Source organism: Bifidobacterium aemilianum (genome assembly GCF_003315635.1).
GTDB lineage: Bacteria > Actinomycetota > Actinomycetes > Actinomycetales > Bifidobacteriaceae > Bifidobacterium > Bifidobacterium aemilianum.
In genome coordinates this window covers 102,637-125,131 of record NZ_PDCG01000001.1, presented here as the reverse complement: position 1 = coordinate 125,131, position 22,495 = coordinate 102,637, and the positions used below count along the sequence as shown (strand labels likewise).

General features: G+C 64.1%; 13 protein-coding genes. 7 read left to right on the top strand and 6 right to left on the bottom strand.

Features of this window, described 5'->3' with window-relative positions; all coding sequences use genetic code 11:
- The first annotated feature begins 79 nt into the window (after positions 1-79).
- Positions 80-1,276 (top strand): pyridoxal phosphate-dependent aminotransferase, encoded by a 1,197-nt coding sequence (locus CRD60_RS00485; RefSeq protein ID WP_113859365.1) that lies wholly within the window; start codon positions 80-82, stop codon positions 1,274-1,276.
- Positions 1,277-1,404: 128 nt separating this feature from the next.
- On the opposite strand, the gene CRD60_RS00480 is transcribed toward CRD60_RS00485, so the two are convergent.
- Positions 1,405-3,555 carry a glycosyltransferase gene (locus CRD60_RS00480; protein WP_236630772.1) on the bottom strand — a complete coding sequence of 717 codons (2,151 nt, stop codon included), beginning with the start codon at positions 3,553-3,555 and terminating at the stop codon, positions 1,405-1,407.
- Between the two features lie 138 nt (positions 3,556-3,693).
- Here CRD60_RS00480 and CRD60_RS00475 point away from each other — a divergent pair, with 138 nt between their 5' ends.
- From CRD60_RS00475 to CRD60_RS00465, 3 genes are all read left to right on the top strand, one after another.
- A complete protein-coding gene (locus CRD60_RS00475; protein WP_127975593.1) occupies positions 3,694-7,416 on the top strand; it encodes an ICP22 family protein in 3,723 nt (1,240 codons plus the stop codon).
- A gap of 141 nt (positions 7,417-7,557) precedes the next feature.
- Complete coding sequence (gene ligA / locus CRD60_RS00470) at positions 7,558-10,074, top strand: NAD-dependent DNA ligase LigA (RefSeq protein ID WP_113859363.1); 2,517 nt, start codon at positions 7,558-7,560, stop codon at positions 10,072-10,074.
- A gap of 166 nt (positions 10,075-10,240) precedes the next feature.
- Positions 10,241-11,419, top strand: coding sequence for an Mrp/NBP35 family ATP-binding protein (locus tag CRD60_RS00465; RefSeq protein WP_113859362.1), 1,179 nt, complete (start codon positions 10,241-10,243; stop codon positions 11,417-11,419).
- Positions 11,420-11,509: 90 nt separating this feature from the next.
- Here the strand turns inward: CRD60_RS00465 and CRD60_RS00460 are convergent, their stop codons facing one another.
- From CRD60_RS00460 to CRD60_RS00440, 5 genes are all read right to left on the bottom strand, one after another.
- Positions 11,510-11,977 (bottom strand): YbhB/YbcL family Raf kinase inhibitor-like protein, encoded by a 468-nt coding sequence (locus CRD60_RS00460; protein WP_201737178.1) that lies wholly within the window; start codon positions 11,975-11,977, stop codon positions 11,510-11,512.
- 159 nt (positions 11,978-12,136) lie between these two features.
- The gene (gene glnA / locus CRD60_RS00455; protein WP_113859360.1) at positions 12,137-13,573 is read right to left on the bottom strand and encodes a type I glutamate--ammonia ligase; all 1,437 of its coding nucleotides are present in this window, start codon (positions 13,571-13,573) and stop codon (positions 12,137-12,139) included.
- A gap of 173 nt (positions 13,574-13,746) precedes the next feature.
- A complete protein-coding gene (locus CRD60_RS00450) occupies positions 13,747-14,532 on the bottom strand; it encodes a DUF4191 domain-containing protein (protein ID WP_113859359.1) in 786 nt (261 codons plus the stop codon).
- 124 nt (positions 14,533-14,656) lie between these two features.
- On the bottom strand, positions 14,657-16,192 hold the full coding sequence (locus CRD60_RS00445; protein ID WP_113859358.1) for an FAD-dependent oxidoreductase: 1,536 nt from the start codon (positions 16,190-16,192) through the stop codon (positions 14,657-14,659).
- A gap of 131 nt (positions 16,193-16,323) precedes the next feature.
- A complete protein-coding gene (locus tag CRD60_RS00440; RefSeq protein WP_113859357.1) occupies positions 16,324-16,941 on the bottom strand; it encodes a DUF3043 domain-containing protein in 618 nt (205 codons plus the stop codon).
- Between the two features lie 203 nt (positions 16,942-17,144).
- On the opposite strand from CRD60_RS00440, the gene CRD60_RS00435 reads away from it, so the two are divergent.
- From CRD60_RS00435 to CRD60_RS00425, 3 genes are all read left to right on the top strand, one after another.
- Positions 17,145-18,509, top strand: a complete 1,365-nt coding sequence (locus CRD60_RS00435; protein WP_113859356.1) for a dipeptidase — start codon at positions 17,145-17,147, stop codon at positions 18,507-18,509.
- A gap of 300 nt (positions 18,510-18,809) precedes the next feature.
- Positions 18,810-19,442 carry an ECF transporter S component gene (locus CRD60_RS00430; protein ID WP_113859355.1) on the top strand — a complete coding sequence of 211 codons (633 nt, stop codon included), beginning with the start codon at positions 18,810-18,812 and terminating at the stop codon, positions 19,440-19,442.
- Between the two features lie 304 nt (positions 19,443-19,746).
- Positions 19,747-22,437, top strand: a complete 2,691-nt coding sequence (locus tag CRD60_RS00425) for an ATP-binding cassette domain-containing protein (protein WP_236630746.1) — start codon at positions 19,747-19,749, stop codon at positions 22,435-22,437.
- Positions 22,438-22,495 lie beyond the last annotated feature (58 nt).

Here is a 22,495-nt window from a genome sequence, read left to right as displayed (position 1 = left end):
GACCAGGCCTTCGTCTTGCCTAGGGCAATGGCAGGGGGGCGGTGACCTGGCTGACCGGGTATGGGGTTAGGCTGATGACGTGCGTTTTTCCAGCCGAGTCGACATCAGCGATCCCAACCCCATAGCCCAAGCCGAGGCCAAGGCAAAAGCCCAGGGTCTGAGCCTGCGTAGGCTCAATGACTCCAACCCCACCCGCCATGGATTGTCTCCGGCCCAGATTCCCACGGTCTACTCGGCGGACCCGCGCGGTCCCCAAGCCGCCAGGAGGGCCCTGGCGCAATTCTTGAGCGAGCGCCAGGCTCCTGCAGGATCAGGGCAGGGGCAGGAGGGCGCCGGGGTGGACCCGGACAGTCTGTATCTCCTGTCATCAACCTCCCAGGCCTACTCCTGGCTCATCAAACTCCTATGTGACGCAGGTGATGCCATACTGGCACCGGCCCCCGGCTATCCGCTCATCGACTCCATCGCCCGCCTGGAATGTGCCCAGGCCCTCCAGTATCGACTGGTCTATGATGGCTCCTGGTGGATTGACCTGGCGGCCCTCCGATCCCAGCTTGAGGGACCCCAGGGGCAGCGGATCCGGGCTCTGGTGGTCATCAACCCCAACAATCCCACTGGTTCCTATGCCAAGCCTGAGGAACGCCGGGAGTTGGTGGCCCTGTGCAGTCGCCACGAGATAGCCCTCATAGCCGACGAGGTCTTCTTCGACTATGACCTGGAGCCCCTGCCTGGCAGGTCCCGGTTCGCCGGAGAGTCGGGCGTGCTCACCTTTGCCTTGGACGGCTTCTCCAAGATGCTGGCGGCCCCCCAGGCCAAAGTGGGCTGGATCCAGGTGTCCGGTCCGGCAGGCATCACCAGTCAGGCTCAGCGGCGGCTGGACATGATCGCCGACGACTACCTGCCCATGAGTGACATCATCGTCGAGCGGATCCCAGACCTCCTGGCGGCCGCACCGGCCCACACCGCCATGGTCAAGGCCCGGACCCAGGCCAATCTCAAGACCCTGCGGGGGCTGTTGGCATCTGACCCCCGGTCCCTGCTGACACTGGAGCGCCCCGAGGGAGGATGGAACGTGCTGGTCCGTATGCCGGCTGCCCTTGGGGAGGACCGGCTGGTCCTGGACCTGATCGACCAGCATGGGCTCAGCGGCCAGCCGGGTTACTTCTTCGACATGGTCTCCAATGGCTACATGGCCGTCTCCCTCCTGCCTGAGCCTGAGCCTTTCGCCAGCAACATCAAGGCCCTGCAGGAGTCCGTCAACAGGCTCCTGGGCTGAAGGAGTATCTACTGTTTGCGGGGTCTGCTAATGGGGAGGCATGACTGGCCGGGCGCAGCATAGCTTGATGGGGATCGGCTCCCATCGAAGGCAGTTGACCGAAGGCAGTCAACCTTATGTGGGTTGGGTTATAGCCACATCCAACGGAACCAGGTCTGCACCGAAAAGAAGAGGTCGGGATCAGTGGTGATGAGGGCGTCGTCACGGCCAGGGACGAAGCAGGAGAGAGCGAGTAGAACCAGGCTGGCCAGCAGGAGGGCCAGGACCAGCAGCCGGCGCAACCGCATGGACCAGGAGGGACGGTCCATCTTCGGTGTGGTCAAGTCCGCATCTGCCAAAGCAGCTTTGCCTGTGCCGGACGCCGGCCCCAGCTCGCCGAGCATCAGCAACATGACAGGAATGGCTCCTAGGGCCATATACCAGCCGAAATCGGTCATATAGCGCCAACCGAGTCCACCCTTGTAGGCATCAAATACCAGTAGGAACACACCCAGCAAGGCACCGGTCATGAGGAGGGGCCAGGACCGGCTGCCGGCCAGCTTCCTGCGAGTCCAGGGCAAGGCCAGGACCAGGAGGGCTACCGGGCATAGGGCGAAGAATCCCCCCACCATAGGCTCATGGTAGGCCCAGTGGGGCAGGGGGGTGGGAGAGATGGCCAGGAAGGGGAAGGAGGGGGTCCATCGCAGGGGCAGGAAAAGATAGTAGACCAGCATGGTCGGCAGGTTGCCGGCTGCCGGCCGGTAGTTGGTCATATCGGTGACCGTCAGCTGGTAGTTGTTGCCAAAGTCCCCGGGCGAGCCGAACCGGACCATGTTGTAGGCGACCAGTGGCAGCACCAGCAGGAGGGCAGGCAGCACGATGGCGGCTGGTGCCCGTAGGGCCTTGACCAGGCCGACCTGGTGGTGGGTCAACTGCTGCCAGAGGGCCGAAATCTGTGGCCAGAAGAGCGGGAAGGCCAGGAGGGCGGACAGGGCGAAGGTGGGCCTGCAGCCCAGGTTGGCCGCCAGGCATAGGGCTCCGCCCGACAGGTGGGGTAGGGAGAGGGGAGCCACCCCCTGACCTGACCATATGCGGGCCTTGTGCCGGCGGTCGGCCGCACCCATCCACAGCCAGAGCCCCAGAGAAGTCAGCAGGAGGGATGCGCAGAAGGGGACTGAATAGAAGTTGGACCGCAGCAGCAGGTAGTCCAGGTTCGACCCCAGAAAGAAGGCCGCCAGGGCCATGCTCACCGCAGCCAGGGAGGTGTGGGGGGCCAGACGGCCGATGAGCCGTATGATCAGGAGGGAGCCGAAGGCCAGGAAGCCGAAGGCCAGGAAGCCGACCGCGGCCGTGGCTGGCAGCATGGCTCCCCCGGGAATCCACAGCTGGGAGAGCAGCCGGTAGGGGGCGAAGAGCAGGAGGGCCGGTAGGATGCCGAAGTAGGAATACCAGTGGCCCTGGTAGAAGGCATAGTCCCAGTAGATGGGTGAGACCCCCTGGGCCAGGAGCTGCTCGCGGGTGCTGGCCCTATAGGGGTCGGACGACTGGGCCAATGCGTCGGGTACGGGCAGGTCCAGCCAGCCATGCCCCCGGAGGAGGGCATCGGCCAGGTGCCCGTACTGGTCGAAGTCGTAGGTGTAGTTGCCGGGACTGTGGAAGACCAGGGGGCTTGGTGAGGCGAGCTTTCCCAGCAGACCGGCAATAGTCAGCCCCCCGCAGGCCAGAAGGAAGGCGGTGAGGGCGAGGCGCTGCCTGCCGCTGCCGGTGTTCAGTCCGATTCGCCAGAGCCTGGAGCCGGGCCGCCAGCATGCCAGGAGGATGGCGATGAGGACCATGGTGCACAGGCGTCCCAGGCTGTAATGGAAGGGGACGCGAATATTGGCCCTGACCGCCGAGATAGGCACCAGGGAGCCCACAGGCTCCTGGATCCACAAGCGTAGGGTTGATCTAGCCCTGGCTTGAAGATAGAGGGATTCGGGGGCCCTGCTCGAAATCATGGTGGAATGGCCGGCTTGCCCGTCGCCATCCAGACGCACATGGATGCTGGAGAGCACCGGTTGGGCGTCGGTCTTCCCGGGCTTGGCCTGGTTGGGCGGTCTGGTCAGGTCGATGCGTGAGAAGGCGGAGCTGCCGTCCGCCTTGAGCTCCAGGTAGGCCTGGGTCGGATCGGTGACCCTGATCAGGCCCTCCCGGGTCCGTTCTATCCCGGAACCCAGGCTATTGCTGGCCGCGGCGGTGTCGGTGCTGGCCGGCAGGGACCTCCAGAAGGGGAGGTTGAACAGGAAGCATTCCAGAAGCATAATGACCAGTCCTGTCAGCAGGGCTGCGACGATGCCCCGGCGGTGCCGGTGCAGGAACTGGTCTCTTGGAATCACCACATTATTCTATAAGCGGCACTGTATACATCTTGTCTGTGTGGATTGAAAGAATGAATCATTATGGCTAGTCTCATGTCTTTCTTGTCCAAGTTCGCCCATCAGGAGCGTTCCTTGACCGGCCCCTGCGGCGGGGCACGGCAAGAGAGCGGCTCCCTGCCGGCCCCTGGCTCACCCCAGCCCGCCGGCAGCGCGAAGCCGGGGGCACTGAACCAGGAGGAGGCGCGGGTCTTCGACCAGCTGCTCATTGATTGCGTAAAGCTGGGGCCGGTGACCAAACGTCGCAGTTTTGAGGACCTTGGCGGGGTTCCCGAGGGCTGGACGCTGGGTTGGGCCCAATTGCCACAAAGCCAGGGGCAGGCCTTTTCACTGGGCTTCTTCCCCGGCAAGGACCTCTTCTGCCAGATAGCCCTGTCTGACCGGCATGGGCGGGTATTCCCCGGCAAGGACCCGGATATGGACACCCATGGCATGGAACCCGTGTTCATGTTCAGCAAGGAGGGCAGCTTGACCCTCGCCGATGACGAACGTCTGCGCCGTCATGACCGGCCCGAGCATGTGGCTGCTGACCTACGGGGCCTTGGGCGGAGTCTCATGGGCCAGCATCAGGGGCGTATCAGGGTGATTCATGGTGGTGTGGTCGGCCGTGACGAGACCGGTCAGATGACCTGGCTGGCCTCCTGGCTCAAGCACAACAACCGCTACACCCTGGAGCAGACCAGGGCGCTCCTGCCCGAGTATCTGAGGGTCGACCTGCCGTATCGCGACGCCATCAGCATCGCCTTCTTCGCCACCCACTTCCTGCCTTCCCTCCAGGACCTGCAGATCGGATTCGGGGCAGGCAACATCTTCCGGCGCCTGAACCGGGAGGCTCCCATGGGCGCCATCCGTCGCAGCGTGCGGGACAGCGCCGAGGCCCGGGCGACGAACATGAGGGTCTCCGGTCTTGAGGACTATTTCGCCGACCTCATGAGTCAGGCCGGCGCCTTGGGGACCACCCCTGGCCTGGAGGCTGTCCATGGGGCGGAACCCCTCCACCTCTACACCTCCAGTTATTCGGGTTGCTACTTCTTCACCTGGGGGGACTCCCTGGAGTTCGGACCCGCCCTCACCTCCCTCAACATCGAAGGCAGCCTCAACCGTTTCGCGGCCATCAGCGCCCTATTGGAGCACAACGCCCGTATGGGGGCCAATCCCACCGAGGACACGGTCAGCCGGGTCCAGGCTGCGCAGATCGACATGGCCCTCCTGGAGAATCCTGCGCTGCTGGCCCTCAAACCCGATGAGGGGGAGAATCTGGACCTGCACGACAGGGGCGGCAGGTCCCTCAGTAGGATCATGGCAGCCTCGGCCGATACCGCCCGGATGTTGGCGCAGGAGGCCCCTGGCCCTGCCGCTGCCGACCCGGCTGCAGCCCAGTCCTCCGAATGGGTCTACCGGCAGACCCTGGCACAGGTCCTGCGTCGTCTGCGCCTGCCCTTCCGCTTCGATGTGGAATACCGGTCCAATCTCGCCCAGGGCAAGGTGGCCTTGGGGTACACCGCCTCGGGAAGTTCGATGATGCCGGCCAGCCGATACGACCAGGTCAGGCACGAATGGACCGATATGACCCAGACCGAGCGTGCGGCCATGAGCACCCGCTACAACCTGCGCATGGGCCTGATAATGGCGGCCCTGGCCTTCGGTGCCAGCCCGCAGATCGACCAAGTCAGCCTCCATATGGATTCCATGGGCCTGGAGGAGGCCGTCGCCGAGCAGGATTCGGCCATATCCCAGCTGATGAGCCAGGCCTTGCGGGCCTTCGAGCACATGCGCAGTCCTGACGTGGGCCTGGGTCGGTCCAAAGCGGACCCCAAGGATGGCGATATCCATGGCGACCCGACCAAGGCCACCCCATCGGTTCCCGAAGCCCGGGGAGAGAGCGACCTGCCCGGCACGGGCATGGAGGCATCTTCCGGCCTCGACGCGATTGCCGATCCCGGTATCCCAGCCAGTCTCGATGGGGTTGCCGAGGGTCGTCAGGAATCCCAAGGAACGAATCAGGAGACCAGACCAAGGCCAGAGCCTGGCCATACCCATGAGCAGGGGGAGGAGGCTTCCGGAGAGCAGGGGAGCGAGCCTGCCGCTGGCCAAGGCAAGGAGGGAGCAGATAATCAGTCCCAGGGTATCGAATCCCAGGGTGATGCGGGACAAGGCGAATCGGTCGACCAGCAATTCAAGGACCTGATGGCGGGCGTGGACTTCGACCAGGTGGCCTTCAGTCTTCCTGAAGGTGAACAATCCGCTGGTTCACAGGCTTTCTCCGTATTCTCAACCGGAGCCGTCGGCAAGGACGGGGACCGGGGGATGACTGAAGACCGTGATGATACCGACGAGGCGCTGGCGCCCCTCGAGGGTCTCGACGGCGATGACGGCGACCAGGATGGCCGTCAGCAGCACGACCCTCTGAGCTTCCTCCATAAGAGTCCCACGGTCAGGACCCTGATGACGGTCCGCATAGACCGCAGGAGTTTCATGGAACTGGTGGAGGAGATGGGATTGACCGACCCCATCGCCTTCTACCAGCGCCTGGGGGCCACCATTCGTGTGGGGCAGTCCGGTGGGCTGGAAGCGGTCAAGGCCGAATTCGACCTGCGTGACGCTGACTTCTCGCCTGCCGGCTCCCAGGAGGAGCCGGAGCTCTCCGACACCGCCTTCACCCCTGAGGTCGCCAGGCTTCTGGGGACCCAGCAGGCCCGGGGCCTGTCCATCCAGCGTGAGGACCTCCTGCAAAACGCCGTGGACAGCTTCCATCAACTGGCGGCAGACCAGTCCATGCCCTCCGTCAGCAAGGCCCAGCAGGCCATGGACATCGTCGAGGGGATTGGCGACCCCGAACTGCGCGAATTGGCCCCCCAGGTCAGCAGCGCTCTGATCGATGGTCAGGACACCCCAAACCTGTCCTTCTCCCTGGCCAAGAACCTTGACGAGCAGCGCATCAAGGCCCGGGACCTGCTGTTCTCCGGGCAGGTGTCAGCTGCCATCACCGGCCTGCGCAGTGCCCTGCAGAGTCTGGACCAGATGTACGCCAAGGCCCCTGGCGTTCCCCGCTACTTCAACTCCTACGCCGAGCGGGTGGTCTATAATCGGCTTTTCGCCACCGATGACGAGTCCACGCTGCTGATTCCCGACAATCTCTTCTACGCCCATATGGAGCTGGCTGACGTCCTGGCCCAATTCCAAGGTGTCGAGGCCGCCCTGCCGGAACTCAACGCCCTGGTCTCCTATGCACCCGCCTACCCCCAATCCCATATGAAGCTGGCCGTACAGCTGGCCCGCAAGGAGGATTGGGACTCGGCCCGGGCCGCCTGCTTGAACGCCCTGAGGGTTGCCCTGGACCGGGACGATGCGGCGTACGCCTACTACCGGCTGGCCTATGCCGAGTGGATGCGTGACGAGTTCGCCCTGGCCGTGGCGGCCTACCGGATGAGCGAGCATATAGCTCCAGGCCAGATAGCCTCCCTGGCCCCGGAGCTCCAGGAGCTCATGGCCCGGGCCAAGTCCCAGTGCCTGCCCGTGCCCATGGACGTGGAGGAGGCGTCTGAACTGCTGGCATCCCGCGACCTGCCGGTATGGCCGAACACTGAGGTGGCCGACATCGTCAGTGATGCCGCACGGGTCTGTGTGGACCATGCCATGTTCGTGCCGGCCAGGACCTTGGCCGTGGCCTCGGTGAGGATGAACGACTCCAGTAGTGATGGCATTGACATGGCCCAGGCCCAGTTCATCCGTTCACTCAATGCCTAAGCCGCCACTCGATTAGACTGGAACTACAGGCAGCACACGAGGAGGCAGGGAATCCGGGCCTGCCCCTGGGATTGGGCCATGGTCCGATTCATGTCAGGCCCGGACGCCAACAAGCCACGATTGCAGACATCAGGTGAGAAAATGACGCAGGCAAGCACAGACACAGCCCAGGAGAGAACAGGCCAGGAGGGGGCTGATCCCCAGAAGCTCCGCCCAGGGTCGGAGGCTTGGATCAGCGCCCTGAACGCCACTGATGCCGATGCCATGCTCCTGGCCAAACTGGATGTCAACCAGATGACCTCAGCCGAGGCAGCCCGGCTCTGGGCACGACTGGCCGCCTGGGTGGAATCCGACCAGGTCGCCTACTACATCGACGATGCCCCGGTCTCCTCGGATGCCGCCTACGACCAGCGCATGCGCTGCCTGCAGGCCCTGGAGACCGCCTTCCCGGCCCTGGACACCCCCCAGTCGCCGACCCACCGTGTGGGCGGCAGTTTCTCCAAGGACTTTGCCTCGGTCCGCCACCCCTCCCGCATGATGAGCCTGGACGATGTCTTCTCCATCGAGGAGCTGCACCAGTGGTATGACGGTGTGCGCCAGTCCTTGGAACTTCCCGATTCCCAAGTCCTCCCCATGACCTGCGAGGTCAAGATCGACGGCCTGGCCCTCAACCTCATCTACCGCAACGGCGTGCTGGAACAGGGTCTGACCCGGGGTGACGGCGTGACCGGTGAGGACATCACCACCAACGTTCGCACCATCTCCAGCATCCCCCAGCAGCTTGCAGGGCCGGCCGAGGACATTCCTGAATTCGTCGAGATCCGCGGTGAGGTCTTCATACGTTGGGATGACTTCGGCAGGCTCAACGACCAGCAGGAGGATGCCGGGCGATCGCCCTTCGCCAACCCGCGCAATGCTGCGGCCGGCTCCCTTCGGCAGAAGGACCCTCGTATCACCGCATCCCGGCCTCTGAGCTTCTACGCCCACGGATTGGGGCAGTTGCGCTGGGGGTCTGACAGCAGCCACGCCGGGCACGACCAGGTCGACGACCAGTCGCAGGCCTACGAGCTCTATAGGAAGTGGGGGATTCCGGTCTCCTCCCACAACCGCGAGGTGACCGACTTCCAACAGGTCATCGAGATGATCGAGTACTACGGTGACCATCGTGGCGAAATCGAACACGCCCTGGACGGCATCGTCCTCAAGGTGGACGACTTGGCCCTGCAACGGCGGCTGGGCGCCACCTCCCGTGCCCCCCGCTGGTCGATCGCCTACAAGTACCCGCCCGAGGAGGTCAACACCGAATTGTTGGACATCCGGGTCCAGGTCGGACGCACCGGTCGGGTCACCCCGGTCGCCATCCTCAAGCCGGTCTACGTGGCCGGTTCCACCGTGGCTCGTACCACCCTGCACAATCCCACAGAGGTCAAGCGCAAGGGTGTATTGATCGGAGACACGGTGGTGGTCCGAAAGGCCGGAGACGTGATTCCCGAGCTTGTCGGTCCGGTCCTGGAACGCCGCAAGGGGAGGGAGGAGCAGCTGCGCGAGTTCGTCATGCCCGAGTTCTGCCCCTCCTGTGGATCCAAGCTGGCCCCTGCCAAGGAGGGTGATAAGGACATCCGCTGCCCCAACGTCGAATCCTGCCCGGCCCAGCTGACCGAACGGATCATCAACTTGGGGTCCCGCAAGGCCTTGGATATCGAGCACCTGGGTGAGCAAAGCGCCACAGCCCTGACCAATCCCGACGAGAACAAGCCTGATTCGGTCGCCTCCTATGTGTTGAGTAGCAGGGATATCGAGGTGGATCCTGGCGAGGAACCGGAACCCTACGAACCCGCTCCTGGCCTGGAGCTCCCCCCGGATCAGCAACCTGTGCTGACCAGTGAGGCGGGACTCTTCGACCTCAAGGCCGAGGACCTGGCCAATGTCTATGTCTGGCGTGAGGCCGCCATCGTTGAGACAAGGAGAATCGGCAAGACCGACAAGCTTGGCCGCTACAGGAAGGAACGCAAGAGGCGTGGTGGCTCCGGCCTCTGGTACCGGATTCCGGCCTTCTTCAATCTGCCGGCCAAGGAGGGGAAGGCGCCGCAGCCCTCACAAACCACCCTGCAGATGCTGGAGGAGATCGACAAGGCCAAGGGGGCTGAACTCTGGCGGGTCCTGGTCGCCCTCTCCATCAGGCGTCTGGGGCCACCGACCGCCAGGCTGCTGGCAACCCGTCTGGGCAGCCTGGACGCCATCGAACACGCCACGGTTGAGGAACTGGCCCAGATCGATGGCATCGGGCAGGAGATCGCCCAATCGGTGGCCGGTTGGTTCGAGGCCGCCCGGCAGCCGGGGGACTGGCGGGGGAGGATCCTTGACGCTTGGAAAGCCGCAGGTGTCGGGCAGAGTGTGGAGGTCGTCAGCAAGCCGCAGGTCCTGGCCGGTGTCACCGTGGTGGTGACCGGCAGTCTGGAGGACTTCGGGCGGGAGGAGGCCCAGGAGGCCATCATGGAGCGCGGTGGCAGGGCGGCCAGCTCGGTCAGCAAGAAGACCGACTATGTGGTTGTCGGAACCAACCCGGGCTCCAAGGCCAGCAAGGCCGAGGAGCTGGGAGTGCCCATCCTCAATGAGGCCCAGTTCCATCAGCTCCTGGAGACTGGGGAGGTCAAGTAGGCCGGGGATGGGGCTGATCTGTTGCTGACTCGACTTCCAGAGTATGCCGGCTGTGGCCGCCTCGGTTCCCTGTTACAGGAATTTGATTTGTATCTCTGGCATGGCGACTCTCCAACGGCTAGGGTGTTGAAGGTCGAAGGGTCGAAGGGTCGAAGGAGGAGAGAGAATGAGTCAGGACAGCCAGGGTGTGGAAGACCAGTTGGGCAGCGACGAAAGTCGTCACCATTGCCAACTGCAGCCCCAGATCAGCAGGATTGAGGCCGAGATCTATGGCAGACTCAGCAAGGTGATCGACCCGGAGTTGGGCCGTTCCATCACCGACCTGGGTATGATTCCCGAACTCCACGTGGTCCCGGCCACCGACGGGAACTCCTATGATGCCAACATCAGCGTCGAGTTGACCGTCAAGGGCTGCCCCCTCTCGCAGACTATCACCAACCAGATCAATGGGGCTGTATCCACCTACCCGGGTGCCAGCATCACCCCCCACATCGAGCTGGCCTCCATGAGTCAGGAGAAGCTCTCGAACCTGGTCTCCGAACTCAAGGCGGAACGCAAGCAGAACCCCTTCTCCAGGCCCGGCATCAAGACCCGGATCTTCGCCATCGCCTCAGGAAAGGGGGGAGTGGGCAAGTCCTCGGTATGCGCCAACCTGGCCGCCAGCTTCGCCGCCCTGGGCTATGACACCGCCGCCATTGATGCGGATATATACGGCTTCTCCCTGCCTGGCCTCTTCGGTGTGCACAGCCAGCCCACCAACTTGAACGGCATGCTCATGCCTGTGACCGCCTGGGGGGTCAAGCTCATTTCCATTGGCATGTTCGCCGGCTCCGAGCAGGCCATCCTCTGGAGGGGGCCGCGCCTGCAACGCTCCCTGCAACAGTTCCTCTCGGACGTCTGGTGGGGCGAGCCTGATGTGCTCCTGCTAGACCTGGCTCCCGGCACCGGAGACATGGCCATCTCCGTGGCCCAGGCCCTGCCCAACGCAGAACTGGTGATTGTCACCACCCCCCAGCCCTCGGCCTCGGATGTGGCCGTGCGCTCAGGCCTGGTGGCTTTGCAGGTGCCCACCAAGGTACGTGGCGTGGTCGAGAACATGAGCTACTACGATCATCAAGGCGAACGCCTGGAGATCTTCGGCCACGGGGGTGGCCAGCGTGTCAGCGAGGAATTGACCCGAGCTCTGGGCCACCAGGTCCCCCTCCTGGCCCAGCTGCCCCTGGAAACCGACCTGCGCGAGACCGGCGAGTCCGGCCGCCCCGTGGTCCTCAAGCCCGACGGCAACCTGGACTCCACCCCCATCGCCCAATCCTTTAAGTCCTTGGCCCAATCCCTCATCCGATAGCTGTAAGGCCAGCAGCATGTTCCCCAAGTCAGCGAGCCTTCCCGACCAGTCTCATCCCCTGGGCTGCTGACTGCGGGCGGGGGGTGGCACTTATTCAAAACGAGCGTCTATGCTGGCCTCTTGGAGGATATGGGGGGCTGCGGCCGTAAGCAGGCCCTTGGCGCGATGCCAGGGGGAGAGCGTGAGTTCTGCATCAAGGGCATAGATGGTGAATCGGTAGTTGTGACTTGAACCCCTGGGAGGTTTGGGACCCCTATAGCGGTGCCATCCATAGCCTAGCCCTTGTACGATACCACTGCCAACATTGCGGCTACCTGGTTCGATGCCCCCTTTGACTTCCTGATGGGCGGGTATGTTCCAAGCCAGCCAATGGGTCATGCTGCCAAAGATCGGATGCGTGAGATCCTCCAGAACAATGGCCAAGGTCCTGGCTTCAGGCACCAATCCCTGCAGATGGAAGGCTGGGGACCGGTTCTCTCCTCGTCCTGTGAACTCCGGCTTGAACCGGCCATGAGAATCTATGGCCTCACTGCTGATTTCCAACACTTTCCTGGTCACCTTGCCACCCTTTTACCACAGCCCCATCGCTCGCTTGGCTTGATTATACCCCGGCCTGGCCAGGCAGTATACAGCAAGGGCGGTGGGGTTCAACCGTGAGTGTGCTCAAGAATTGAACCCCACCGCCGATGGATGGGTTAGAGGCGCAGGCCCCCCGACTCAGATGTGGAAGTAAAGCTGGTATTCCAGAGGGGTGGGGGCCAGACGGGCCTGCTCGATCTCGCCACGCTTCAAGTCCAGCCAGGTGGAGATGAGGTCGTCGGTGAAGACGTCGCCGGCGGTCAGGAAGTCATTGTCGGATTCCAGGGCCTTCAGGGCCTCGTCCAGGCTGGCGGGCACACGCTGAATGCCGTCGTACTCCTCCGGGGGCAGCTCGTAGAGGTCCTTGTCGACCGGGGCCGGTGGCTCGATGTGGTTGAGGATGCCGTCCAGGCCTGCCATGAGCTGGGCGGAGAAGGCCAGGAATGGGTTGGAGGAGGGGTCCGGGGCGCGGAACTCGATGCGCTTGGCCGCAGGGCTGGTGCCTGCCAGCGGGATGCGAATAGCGGCGGAGCGGTTGCGGGCCGAGTAGACCAGGTTGATGGGGGCCTCGTATCCGGGCACCAGGCGGTGGTAGGAGTTGAGTGAGGGGTTGGTGAAGGCCAGGACCGCCGAGGCGTGCCTGATCAAGCCGCCGATGTACCAGCGGGCTATGTCAGAGAGGCCTGCATAGCCGGTCTCATCGTAGAAGAGGGGCTTGCCGTCCTTCCACAGCGATTGGTGGCAGTGCATGCCGGTGCCGTTGTCGCCGGCGATGGGCTTGGGCATGAAGGTCGCGGCCTTGCCGGCCAGGGCAGCGGTCTCATGGACCACATACTTGTACTTCATCAGGTCGTCACCCGCGTGCTGCAGGGAGTTGAACCGGTAGTTGATCTCCTGCTGACCGGCGCCACCGACCTCGTGGTGGGCGCGTTCCAGGATTAGGCCCACCTGCTGGAGGTTGGCGACCATGTCGTCGCGCAGGTCCTGGTTGTGGTCACGTGGGGCAACGGGGAAGTAGCCACCCTTGACCGGGTTTTTGAAGCCGATGTTGGGGCTTCCGTCCTCCTCGTATTCGGTACCCGTGTTCCAGGGGGCCTCGGTGGAGTCGACCTCATAGAAGGAGCGCTGCATGGTGTTCTCATAGCGGACCTTGTCGAAGATGAAGAACTCGGCCTCTGGGGCGAAGGAGGCTGTGTCGGCGATGCCGGTGGACTGCAGGTAGGCCTCGGCCTTGGCGGCCACCTGGCGGGGGTCGCGGGAATAGGGCTCACCGGTGACCGGCTCGACGATGGAGAAGGCCACATCCAGGGTCTTGTGCTTGCGGAAGGGGTCGATGAAGGCGGTGGACACGTCCGGCACCAGGTTCATGTCGGACTCATTGATGGCCTGGAAGCCCTGCATGGAGGACCCGTCGAAGGGCATGCCATCTGTGAAGGCATCCTTGAGGAACTCGCTGGCCGGTACGGTGAAATTCTGCTGGACCCCGATCAGATCGGTGAAACGGACTGAAACGTATTCAATCCCCTCCTGGTTGATGAGTGCCTCAGCATCTTCCTTGGTTACCAATGGAGTCAATGGACCGTTCCTTTCATCAGAGTGCTGCTAACAAGTCTATGGGGGCTCATGTATTTCACGCGCCGTCTGGGTTACGAGTATGTTTCGGTTTTTCGGCGGGCTTGTGGCTGTTTGGTGGGCAAGCCACCCGCTATGAATAATCCCGCCTGTCCAAGGGACGGCGGGATTGATGGTCAGCGGCCACGCATGGCCCTGCGGCTCATACGCTGTGGGCGGGTGGGGTCCATGCCCTTGGGAATGCCCATGCCCTGTTTGAGTTGCAGGGTCCGCAGGCGCTCCTGGAGGGTTGTCAGCTCCTGCTTGGTCAGCAGGAAGCGACGGCGGGGGTGAATCTTGGCCATGAGCTTGTTCCTATGGTTGGTGGGTTCATAGCTCTTGGACTTGAGGACGACCTGGCGTAGGTCCCTGAGCCTGACCTGTTTGTCGCCCGAGCCCACGACGATGCGGAAGATCGGAATGTTGGAACCGGTGGTAACGCCCTTGATTCGCTGCTCCTGATTGTCCATGGCCCGCATGATGCGGCCGTACTCACCCTCACCCAGCAGGAAGACGCCGCTGTAGCCGGTACCCCGCCAGATGGCGTCCTTGGTCCTGGCATCCACCCACACGGGCTCCTGGGGGAAGCTGTATCCGGCCTTGTTGATGTTGCTGAGCACGGAGATGGCGGCCCCTGGGCGGCCTTCGATCTTCTGGTAGCCCACCCGGTCGGCCCGGCGGGTCAGGAGCATGGTGAAGAGGAGGAAGCCCAGCATGATGGCCGTGATCATGAGCAGGATCCAGCTAAGCCAACCCCACTTGAAGACCAGTCCCAGCACGACGGCGGCAATCACCGGCAGGAGGAAGGCGCCAGCCAGGAGCCAGGGTAGGGCCTTGTCTTCGGCATAGGTGTACTTGTAGATCTGAATGATCTGCTTGACGATATTCTGTTTTTTTGCCGGCTTCTTGTCCTTGGCTGCCATCTACTTCCTCGCTTGTGTCTTGACAACGAACATACTGGTCCAACAGTCTATCAGCACCGTAGGTCCGGGGTTTTCACCGTTTTTGCTGGTCGACGAAGCTAGCACCGTCGCTTTCATACCTGCGTCAGAGGGTGTGCAGGGGCCGGCCGTCCGCCTTGAGCAGAGCCTCACCCAAGGTCTCGGAGAGGGTGGGGTGGGGGTGGATCAGTCGGGCCGCGGCGGACAGGGGGACCCGGTTGCCCACCAGTTCCTGGGCTTCGGCGATCAGGTCGCTGGCGTCGGGGGCCAGCATGTGGACACCCAGGATCACCGGCTCCTGGTCCCCATAGCTGCCGGTGACGATGGTGAGGGACCCAGCCGACCCGCTCATGAGCATGCGGGCGTTGCCCATCATGGGGTAGGGGGTCTCCTTGACATCGCGAATGTCCTCCCGGTCCTTGGCCTCCTGGGCGGTCAGGCCCACAGAGGCTGCCTCAGGGGTGGAGAAGACGACGGTCGGCACCGTAGCCGGATCAACAGGCCGGGGGTTGAGCCCGGCGATGGCCTCGGCTATGGCGATGCCCTGGGCGAAGGCCCGGTGGGCCAGGGCTGGGCCGGCGGTGATGTCCCCCAGGGCCCATACGTGCTCGACCGAAGTGCGGCCCAGGGGGTCGGTGCGGACCAGGCCATGCTCATCAAGCTCGATGCCCAGGCTGCCGAACCAGTCGGCCTTGGTCTGGGGATCGCGACCGATGGCCACCAGCACGACCTGGCCGAAGACCGTGGGGTCCTCAGTTTCTTGTCCGTCCTTGCTGGAAGCGCCCTGTCCCTCGACCTGGTAGTGGACGCTGGCGTCTCCATCGGCTCTGGTATCCACTCCGGTCACCCGACTGCGGCTGATGACCTTGATGCCCTGGCGCTTGAGCTCCCGGGTCAGGCTGCTGCCCACCCTGCGGTCCCAGGCGGAGAGGACCCGATCCTTGCGGATGAGCAAGCTGACGTCCGTACCGGCCTGTCTCCACATGGTGGCGAACTCGATGGCCACGGCCCCGGCGCCGATGATGACGGCCGAGGCTGGGAACTTATCCAGATTCAGGGCCTGGGTGGAGTCGATGATGGCCCCGCCGAAGGGGTTGGTCGGCAAGGGGCGGGGAGCCGAACCAATGGACAGCACGATGTCCTTGGCTGTCAGCCTTACCTCGTTGCCGGCATCCTCAGCGACATCAGCTTTGTTGAATCGTTGTACTTGGTCGGGGCCGGAGTTGCCACCTTGCTGGCCTGACCCATCCGAGCCCCCGCTGGGACGGATGACCACCGTCCGCTGGTCGGCCAGTTCCGCCTGACCTCGGTAAACCACCACACCCCTGCGGGCCAGGAGTCCGGCCAGGCCGCTGGTCATGGTCTCGACGACGCCCAGCTTGTAATCGCGTAGGGCATCGAAGTCAATGGAGGAGACGGAGGCCTGAATGCCCATGCGGCTGGCATCCTGGACGGATTGCAGGGTTCTGCTGGCGGTAATCAGGGCCTTGGAGGGGACACAGCCCCGGTTCAGGCAGGTGCCGCCCAGGCTTGGGTCCCGCTCGATCAGAGCCACCGACTTGCCCAGTTCGGCCGCTCGCAAGGCCGTGGAATACCCACCTGGGCCTCCTCCGATGATGGCGATGTCCACATCCGCTGGCATGGTCCCTCGATTCGTCTGTGATTCATAGGCTGACAGGTGATTCCTGCGGGCTGCTCAGCATACGCCCACCATATAAGTATGGGCCAGCTGGCGCTCTTGGCTCTCAGCTGACCCATGCAGATCTTGGCGGCTCACTGCGGCCACTGACCACGCTTCTTGGACCGGGGCTTGGGTAGCCGCCAGCGGCGCAGCTGAATGGCACGGTTGCAGGCGTATGAGGCTGAACGCGAACCCTTGGCCACGGAGCGTTCGCCGAACTTGGCGATCAGCTGCTTCTTGAGCTTGCGCCACATGAGGAAGAGGTCGATCACGGCAATGATGACGTACAGGTAGAGGGCAGCCATCAGCGGCATGCTCAGGCTCTGGTAGTTGAAGGCCGACAGGACTATGACCAGAACAAAAACGACGATGAAGACCGGGACGAAGAACTCTCCCAGGTTGAAGCGGGCATCCACATAATCGCGGATGTAGACGCGCCAAGGCAGGCGTTCCGCCTTGGGCATGTGGGCCGTGTCACCGGTGCGCATGGCCTCATACTGGGCATCCTCCCTGGCTCGAATCCGGGCTTTGGCGGCCTTGGCGCTGGCCTTGCGGTCCTTGGGGACCAGGGGGCGCAGCTTCTGCTCCTGGGCCTGCTTGCGCTTGGGGGTCGGGCGGCCCTTGCCCATGCCTTCCATCGGTGCCTGCTGGCCGGACTCGATGGGGGCCTGCTCCTCGTCACTCTGCTTCTTGAAGGGGTTCCATGTCATGTTTGCAGATTACGGTGACGTCTAGACGCTGGCGGCAGGCCTCACCATGCCCGCTAGGCTGTGTTCTCTAGGCTTCGGGCCCATCCGAGCCAGGGGCGGACCCTGGTCGGGCCCGGCCTGCGGGTAGGATGTCTGGCCAGGCGGCCGCCTTGGGATTCGGCAGAGGTAAGACCCAAGGGAGTACAAGCGACAAGGAGCAAGTCATGAGTCTGAATGTCAAGGAGATAGGTCCGCGGGTCGAGGCCGATTTCGACCGTGTGGTGGATCTGCTGAGCCGTAAGGTGGCCCTCAAAGCCGTCTCGGCCCAGGGCATCACCGGTGAGCATATGAGGGCTTCGGCGCAATTCGTGGCCGAGGAGCTGGCCAAGGTCGGCATCGAGACCAAGGTGGTCCAGGCCCGTACCAGCGATGGGACCCCAGGAGCCTGGGAGGTCATTGGCTCCAAGCTCGTGGACCCGGATGCCCCCACCGTGCTCCTCTACGCCCACCATGACGTCCAGCCCGTGCCGGATGCCTCCGCCTGGGACACCGACCCCTTCGTGGCCACCGAGGTTGAGGGCAGGCTCTATGGGCGCGGTGCCACCGATGACGGCGGCGGCATTGCCATCCACTCGGGAGCCCTCCATGCCTTGGCCGATGACTTGAAGGTCAATATCAAGGTCTTCATCGAGGGCGAGGAGGAGATGGGTTCGCCCAGCTTCATCCCCTTCGTGGAGTCCCACCAGGAGGAGTTTGCCTCCGACGTGATCATTGTGGCCGACTCAGGCAATTGGTCGGCGCAGATTCCCAGCCTGACCACCAGCCTGCGGGGCAACACCGACCTGGATGTGACGGTCAAGGTCTCCGGCCACCCCGTCCACTCCGGCCAGTTCGGTGGGCCCATCCTGGATGCCAACACCCTGGCCGCCATGCTGATCTCCTCCCTCTACGACGAGCAGGGGAACCTGGCCGTTCCCGGCATTAAGGCCGAGGAGCCGGTCGGAGGCCTCCAGCGTGATATGGACGAGGCCGATTTCCGACGTGACGCCGCCCTGGTCGATTCCTACCGTCTGGCCGGTTCCGGCTCCCTGGCCGCAAGGCTATGGACCAAGCCCAGCCTCACCGTCATCGGCTTCGACGCCCACCCGGTGGAGGGCTCCTTCAACGTCATCGCCGACCAGGCCCGCTTCCGGCTCTCCCTGCGCACCGCCCCCCACCAGCGCCCCGAAGAGGCCCATCAGGCCCTGGCGGACTTCCTGGTCAGCCATGCACCCTTCGGGGCCCAGGTCAGCGTTGAGCCCATCGACAACGGCATGGGCTGGGCCATGGACCCGGAGGCCACCGCCACCCAGGACGCGCTCGCCGCCATGCGTGAGGCCTATGGGGTGGACCCCATCAACAAGGGAGAGGGCGGTTCCATCCCCTTCATCCCCGAACTCCAGCGGCTCTTCCCCTCGGCCCAGGTCCTGGTCACCGGCCCCGAGGACCCCAAGGGCAACGCCCACAGCCCCAACGAATCCATCAGTCTCTCCAGCCTCAAGAAGAACATCGTCACCGAGGCCTTGATCCTCAGCAAGCTTGCTGACTGACATGGCCTAGGAGCCTAGCCTGCGCCGAGCTCCGGCATGCGCTTATAAGCAGGCCCGGACCGCCCGTCCTATGACTCGGCGGACCTGGCCTGCTTCTGTTGGCCGGTGCTTGGCATATACTTGGGGGCTGACACGGGTGCTGCTCCTTGACCATGACTCATGGGCTGGAGCGGCTGAGAAGAGGGCCATCCCTCGACCGATTGAACGTGAATCCGGACAATACCGGCGCACGGACGTCTATCTACCCGTGCCTTGTGGTGCGGCACCGAAGGTCGGTGCTCATCAAGGGAAAGGCACATCATGTCAGAGTATTCTGAAACTCACACTTCAAAACGACCGGCAGCCGCGGGCAGTATGCGCTGGCGCGTGGTCGACATCGCCGTGGCCTCGGTGGTCGGGGTGGCCAGCGCGCTGATCTACTGGGTGGCAGCCATCGCCACCGCCGGCCCCTGGCCCCTCCTCAACGCCATCGTTCCAGGCTTGCCTGGCCTGCTCAACGGGCTCTGGCTCTTTGCCGCCCCCCTTGCCCTGGTCATCGTGTGCAAGCCGGGAGCCGGGCTCTTTGCCGAACTGGTGGCGGGAATCCTTGAGGCCCTGCTGGGCAACATGTGGGGAGGGGCTGAGACCCTGCTGATCGCCCTCATCCAAGGGGCCATGGCGGAGCTCCCATTCCTGGTCGGGGGCTACCGGCGCTGGTCCATGCCCAGGACCCTGGTCTCCGGGGCCTGCGCCGGACTGGGCTGCGGCCTCTACTCCTTCTTCTCCCACCTCCAGGCCATTGACCTGGGCGGCAAGTATGGCATCCTCTACGTTGGCGGCTCGATCATCTCAGGCGCCCTGGTGGCTGGACTCCTCATGTGGTACCTCTACCTGGCCATCGCCAAGACCGGCGTACTGGGGGCCTTTGCCTCAGGACGGCAGGTCAGGGTCTAGGCAAGGGCTAGTTGCAACCGCTCCATGGCTCTGGGCTGGTGAGTGTCGTCTGAACCCTGGCATATGCGAGGCAGTGCAGGTAGTCTGTAACCCTTACTGCCGGGTGCCGCCGTCTCCAGGATATGGGGCCAGGCGGTGATGAGCTGGATGATGGCGCTTGATTGATGGCGCAGGGCCGTGGGCGCTTGATGACCACGCTGAATTGATGGCATTCGATAGCTGCCATTGAGTCAGGATGACGCTGATGGCTGGCATGGACCCGCGCGCGGAGTTGAGACCAGCCGGCAATGATGATGGTGGATAGATGGAAACTAGGAACATGGATATGAGCGAGTCACCCAAGAGAGGCCGGCCGGACGGCGGTCAGTCGTCGGCAGGGAGCTCTGGTTCCAGCAAGCCCCTGTCCGCCAGTGCCAGTCTGGTCTTTGACCACTGGGGCTACCGTCACGCCTCGCGTTCCCATTTCGCCGTTCAGGGTTTGAACCTGTCCATTCCAGCCGGTCAGCGGGTCCTCCTGCTGGGAGCCTCAGGCATCGGCAAATCCACGATCCTGGCCGGTGCCGCAGGGTTGCTGGGCAGCAGCGGGGAGGAGGTAGAAAGCGGGCAGTCATCCGAAGGTGTTGAGGATGCGGACGGTGGCATCAGCCAGGGGCGGGTCCTGGTCGACGGCACACCGGTGCAGGAGGCCAGGGGCAGGGTCGGCCTGGTCTTGCAGGACCCGGATGCCCAGGTCATCTTCGAGCGCCTGGGCGACAATGTGGCCTTCGGCCCCGAGAACATGGCCCTGGACCGCCCACAGATCTGGGAACGGGTCAGGCAGAGCATGGCCGCGGTTGGCTTGGCCGACCTGCAGCTCCACCGGTCCACCATGCACCTGTCCGGCGGCCAGCTCCAGCGGCTGGCCCTGGCTGGGGCGCTCGCCATGCGGCCTGGGGTCCTGCTGCTGGATGAGCCGACCGCCAATCTGGACCCGGAGGGGGTCAGGCAGATCGTCGGGGCCGTCTCCTCGGTCCTGGAGGCCGACCATTCGACCATGCTGTTGGTCGAGCACCGGGCCGGTCCATGGATAGACATGATTGACCGGGTCATCGTGCTGGGCCTGGCAGACACCGCCCCTGGAGGGGAGGGAGGGCCAAGCGGCCAGCAGGCCTTCAAAGACACCGTGATTCTGGCAGATGGCAGCCCCGCGCAGGTTTTCGGCAATCCCGACATAGACTTTGCCTCCCTGGGCATCTGGCTGCCGGAGCGCTATGCCCGCCCCCAGGACCGTATCGGCCGCATCCATACCTCCGGTGAGCCCTCCTACCCGGCCAGGACCGGCACCGGCGAGGTTCTCCTGTCAACGAAAGACCTGGCCATCGGTCGCCAGGGCCAGTCCATTGCCGACCATATCAATCTCGACTTCCACTCCGGTCAGATCAGTGCCCTGGTGGGGGCCAACGGGGCCGGCAAATCGACCCTGTCCATGACCCTGGCCGGGCTGCTGGAGCCTGTGGCAGGCCAGGTCCTGGCCTCTGAACGCCTGCAGGGCGGGGCACAGGGTTCGTCGCCCTTCGGCTGGAAGTCGACCCAGCTGGCCTCACGTATCTCCTACGTCTTCCAGAATCCTGAGCACCAGTTCGCCCGGGCCAGCGTTCTGGAAGAGGTCATGCTGGGCCCCCTGCGGACGGGCGCCAGCCCCGAAGAGGCCAAGAGCCGGGCCCTGACCCTCCTCAAACGCTTCAGTCTGCGCCAGTATGCCCATATGAATCCCTACACCCTCTCCGGCGGCGAGAAGCGGCGGCTGACCGTGGCCTCGGCCTTGGCGGCGGCCCCCCAGGTGCTGATTCTGGATGAGCCCACCTTCGGTCAGGACAGGTCCACCTGGCTGGCCATGGTCCGACTCATCCATGACCTTCGTGGGGACGGGGTCAGCATCATCGTGGTGACCCATGACCGGGAACTGGTCAGGGCCCTGGGTGCCAGAATCGTTGAATTGGGCACTGATGGACAGCTGGACCGCAGCTGGCAGCACGACAGCGAGGAAGACGGTGGCGGCAAGCCCGGCGATGGGCCAGACCCGGCGGGGCAGACCGGCCATGTGGGGTTGGCGCAAGCGGATCGGAAGCCGGGCGGTTCTGCCGCTGATCGCCCTGGTGGCAGCCCTTGCGCCGATGAGTTGCCCGCCGATGGCCAGCCACAGCTGATCCAGGTCAGCCCGACCCAAGCCCGGACCGAGGACCCCCGCCAGTCCAGCCGGTCGCCCTATCTGGCATCCCTCAACCCTTCCTTCCGGCTCATCGGCGGCTTTCTGACCGCCCTGATCCTGCTCTTCAGCCTTGATTGGGTGTCGGCTTCCGTGGCCTTGGGGCTGGAATTCGTGTTGCTCATGGGCATAGGCTTCAGTCCCTGGAGGGTGGTCAAATTCACCTGGCCGGTCTTCATCGGCGCCCCCGGCTCGGCCCTGGCGGTCATTCTCTATGGCAAGTCCGGCGGTCATGTCTGGTGGCAGTGGGGACTGATCCAGGTCTCGGACAAGTCACTCATCCTGGCCCTGGCCACGGCCCTACGGATCCTGGCCATCGGCATACCCGCCATCATCGCCGTCCTGGGCATTGACGCGACCGACCTAGCCGACTCCTTCAGTCAGGTCCTCCACCTGCCAGACCGCTTCGTCTATGGGGGGCTGGCCGGCATGCGTCTCTTCTCGGTCCTCCGTGACGACTGGACGGCCCTGACCGCCTCCCGCCGGTCCCGTGGACTCGGCGATGACAGCAAGATCAAATCCTTCTTCCCCCAGGCCTTCGCCCTCCTGGTCCTCTCCATCCGCCGGTCCACCATGCTGGCCACGGCCATGGAGGCCCGGGGCTTCGGAGGCGACCACCCCCGTTCCAGCGCCCGGATCAGCCAGGTCCACCCACGGGACTGGGTCTTCCTGGCCATCTGTCTGGCCCTGCCCCTGGTCGCCCTCCTGACCGCCTACCTGACCGGCCACTTCGCCTTCTTCGGCAACTGACGGGCCAGGGAGGTATCTGTGGCTGTGCTCCTTGGGTGCGGCGGTGGGGCCGCCCAGG

Coding starts and splice junctions, on each gene's coding strand:
- CRD60_RS00450 (WP_113859359.1), bottom strand. CDS start 14,532: ATGGCAGCCAAGGACAAGAAGCCGGCAAAAAAACAGAATATCGTCAAG.
- CRD60_RS00475 (WP_127975593.1), top strand. CDS start 3,694: ATGGCTAGTCTCATGTCTTTCTTGTCCAAGTTCGCCCATCAGGAGCGT.
- ligA (WP_113859363.1), top strand. CDS start 7,558: ATGACGCAGGCAAGCACAGACACAGCCCAGGAGAGAACAGGCCAGGAG.
- CRD60_RS00445 (WP_113859358.1), bottom strand. CDS start 16,192: ATGCCAGCGGATGTGGACATCGCCATCATCGGAGGAGGCCCAGGTGGG.
- CRD60_RS00425 (WP_236630746.1), top strand. CDS start 19,747: ATGGAAACTAGGAACATGGATATGAGCGAGTCACCCAAGAGAGGCCGG.
- CRD60_RS00430 (WP_113859355.1), top strand. CDS start 18,810: ATGTCAGAGTATTCTGAAACTCACACTTCAAAACGACCGGCAGCCGCG.
- CRD60_RS00440 (WP_113859357.1), bottom strand. CDS start 16,941: ATGACATGGAACCCCTTCAAGAAGCAGAGTGACGAGGAGCAGGCCCCC.
- CRD60_RS00480 (WP_236630772.1), bottom strand. CDS start 3,555: ATGCTTCTGGAATGCTTCCTGTTCAACCTCCCCTTCTGGAGGTCCCTG.
- CRD60_RS00435 (WP_113859356.1), top strand. CDS start 17,145: ATGAGTCTGAATGTCAAGGAGATAGGTCCGCGGGTCGAGGCCGATTTC.
- CRD60_RS00465 (WP_113859362.1), top strand. CDS start 10,241: ATGAGTCAGGACAGCCAGGGTGTGGAAGACCAGTTGGGCAGCGACGAA.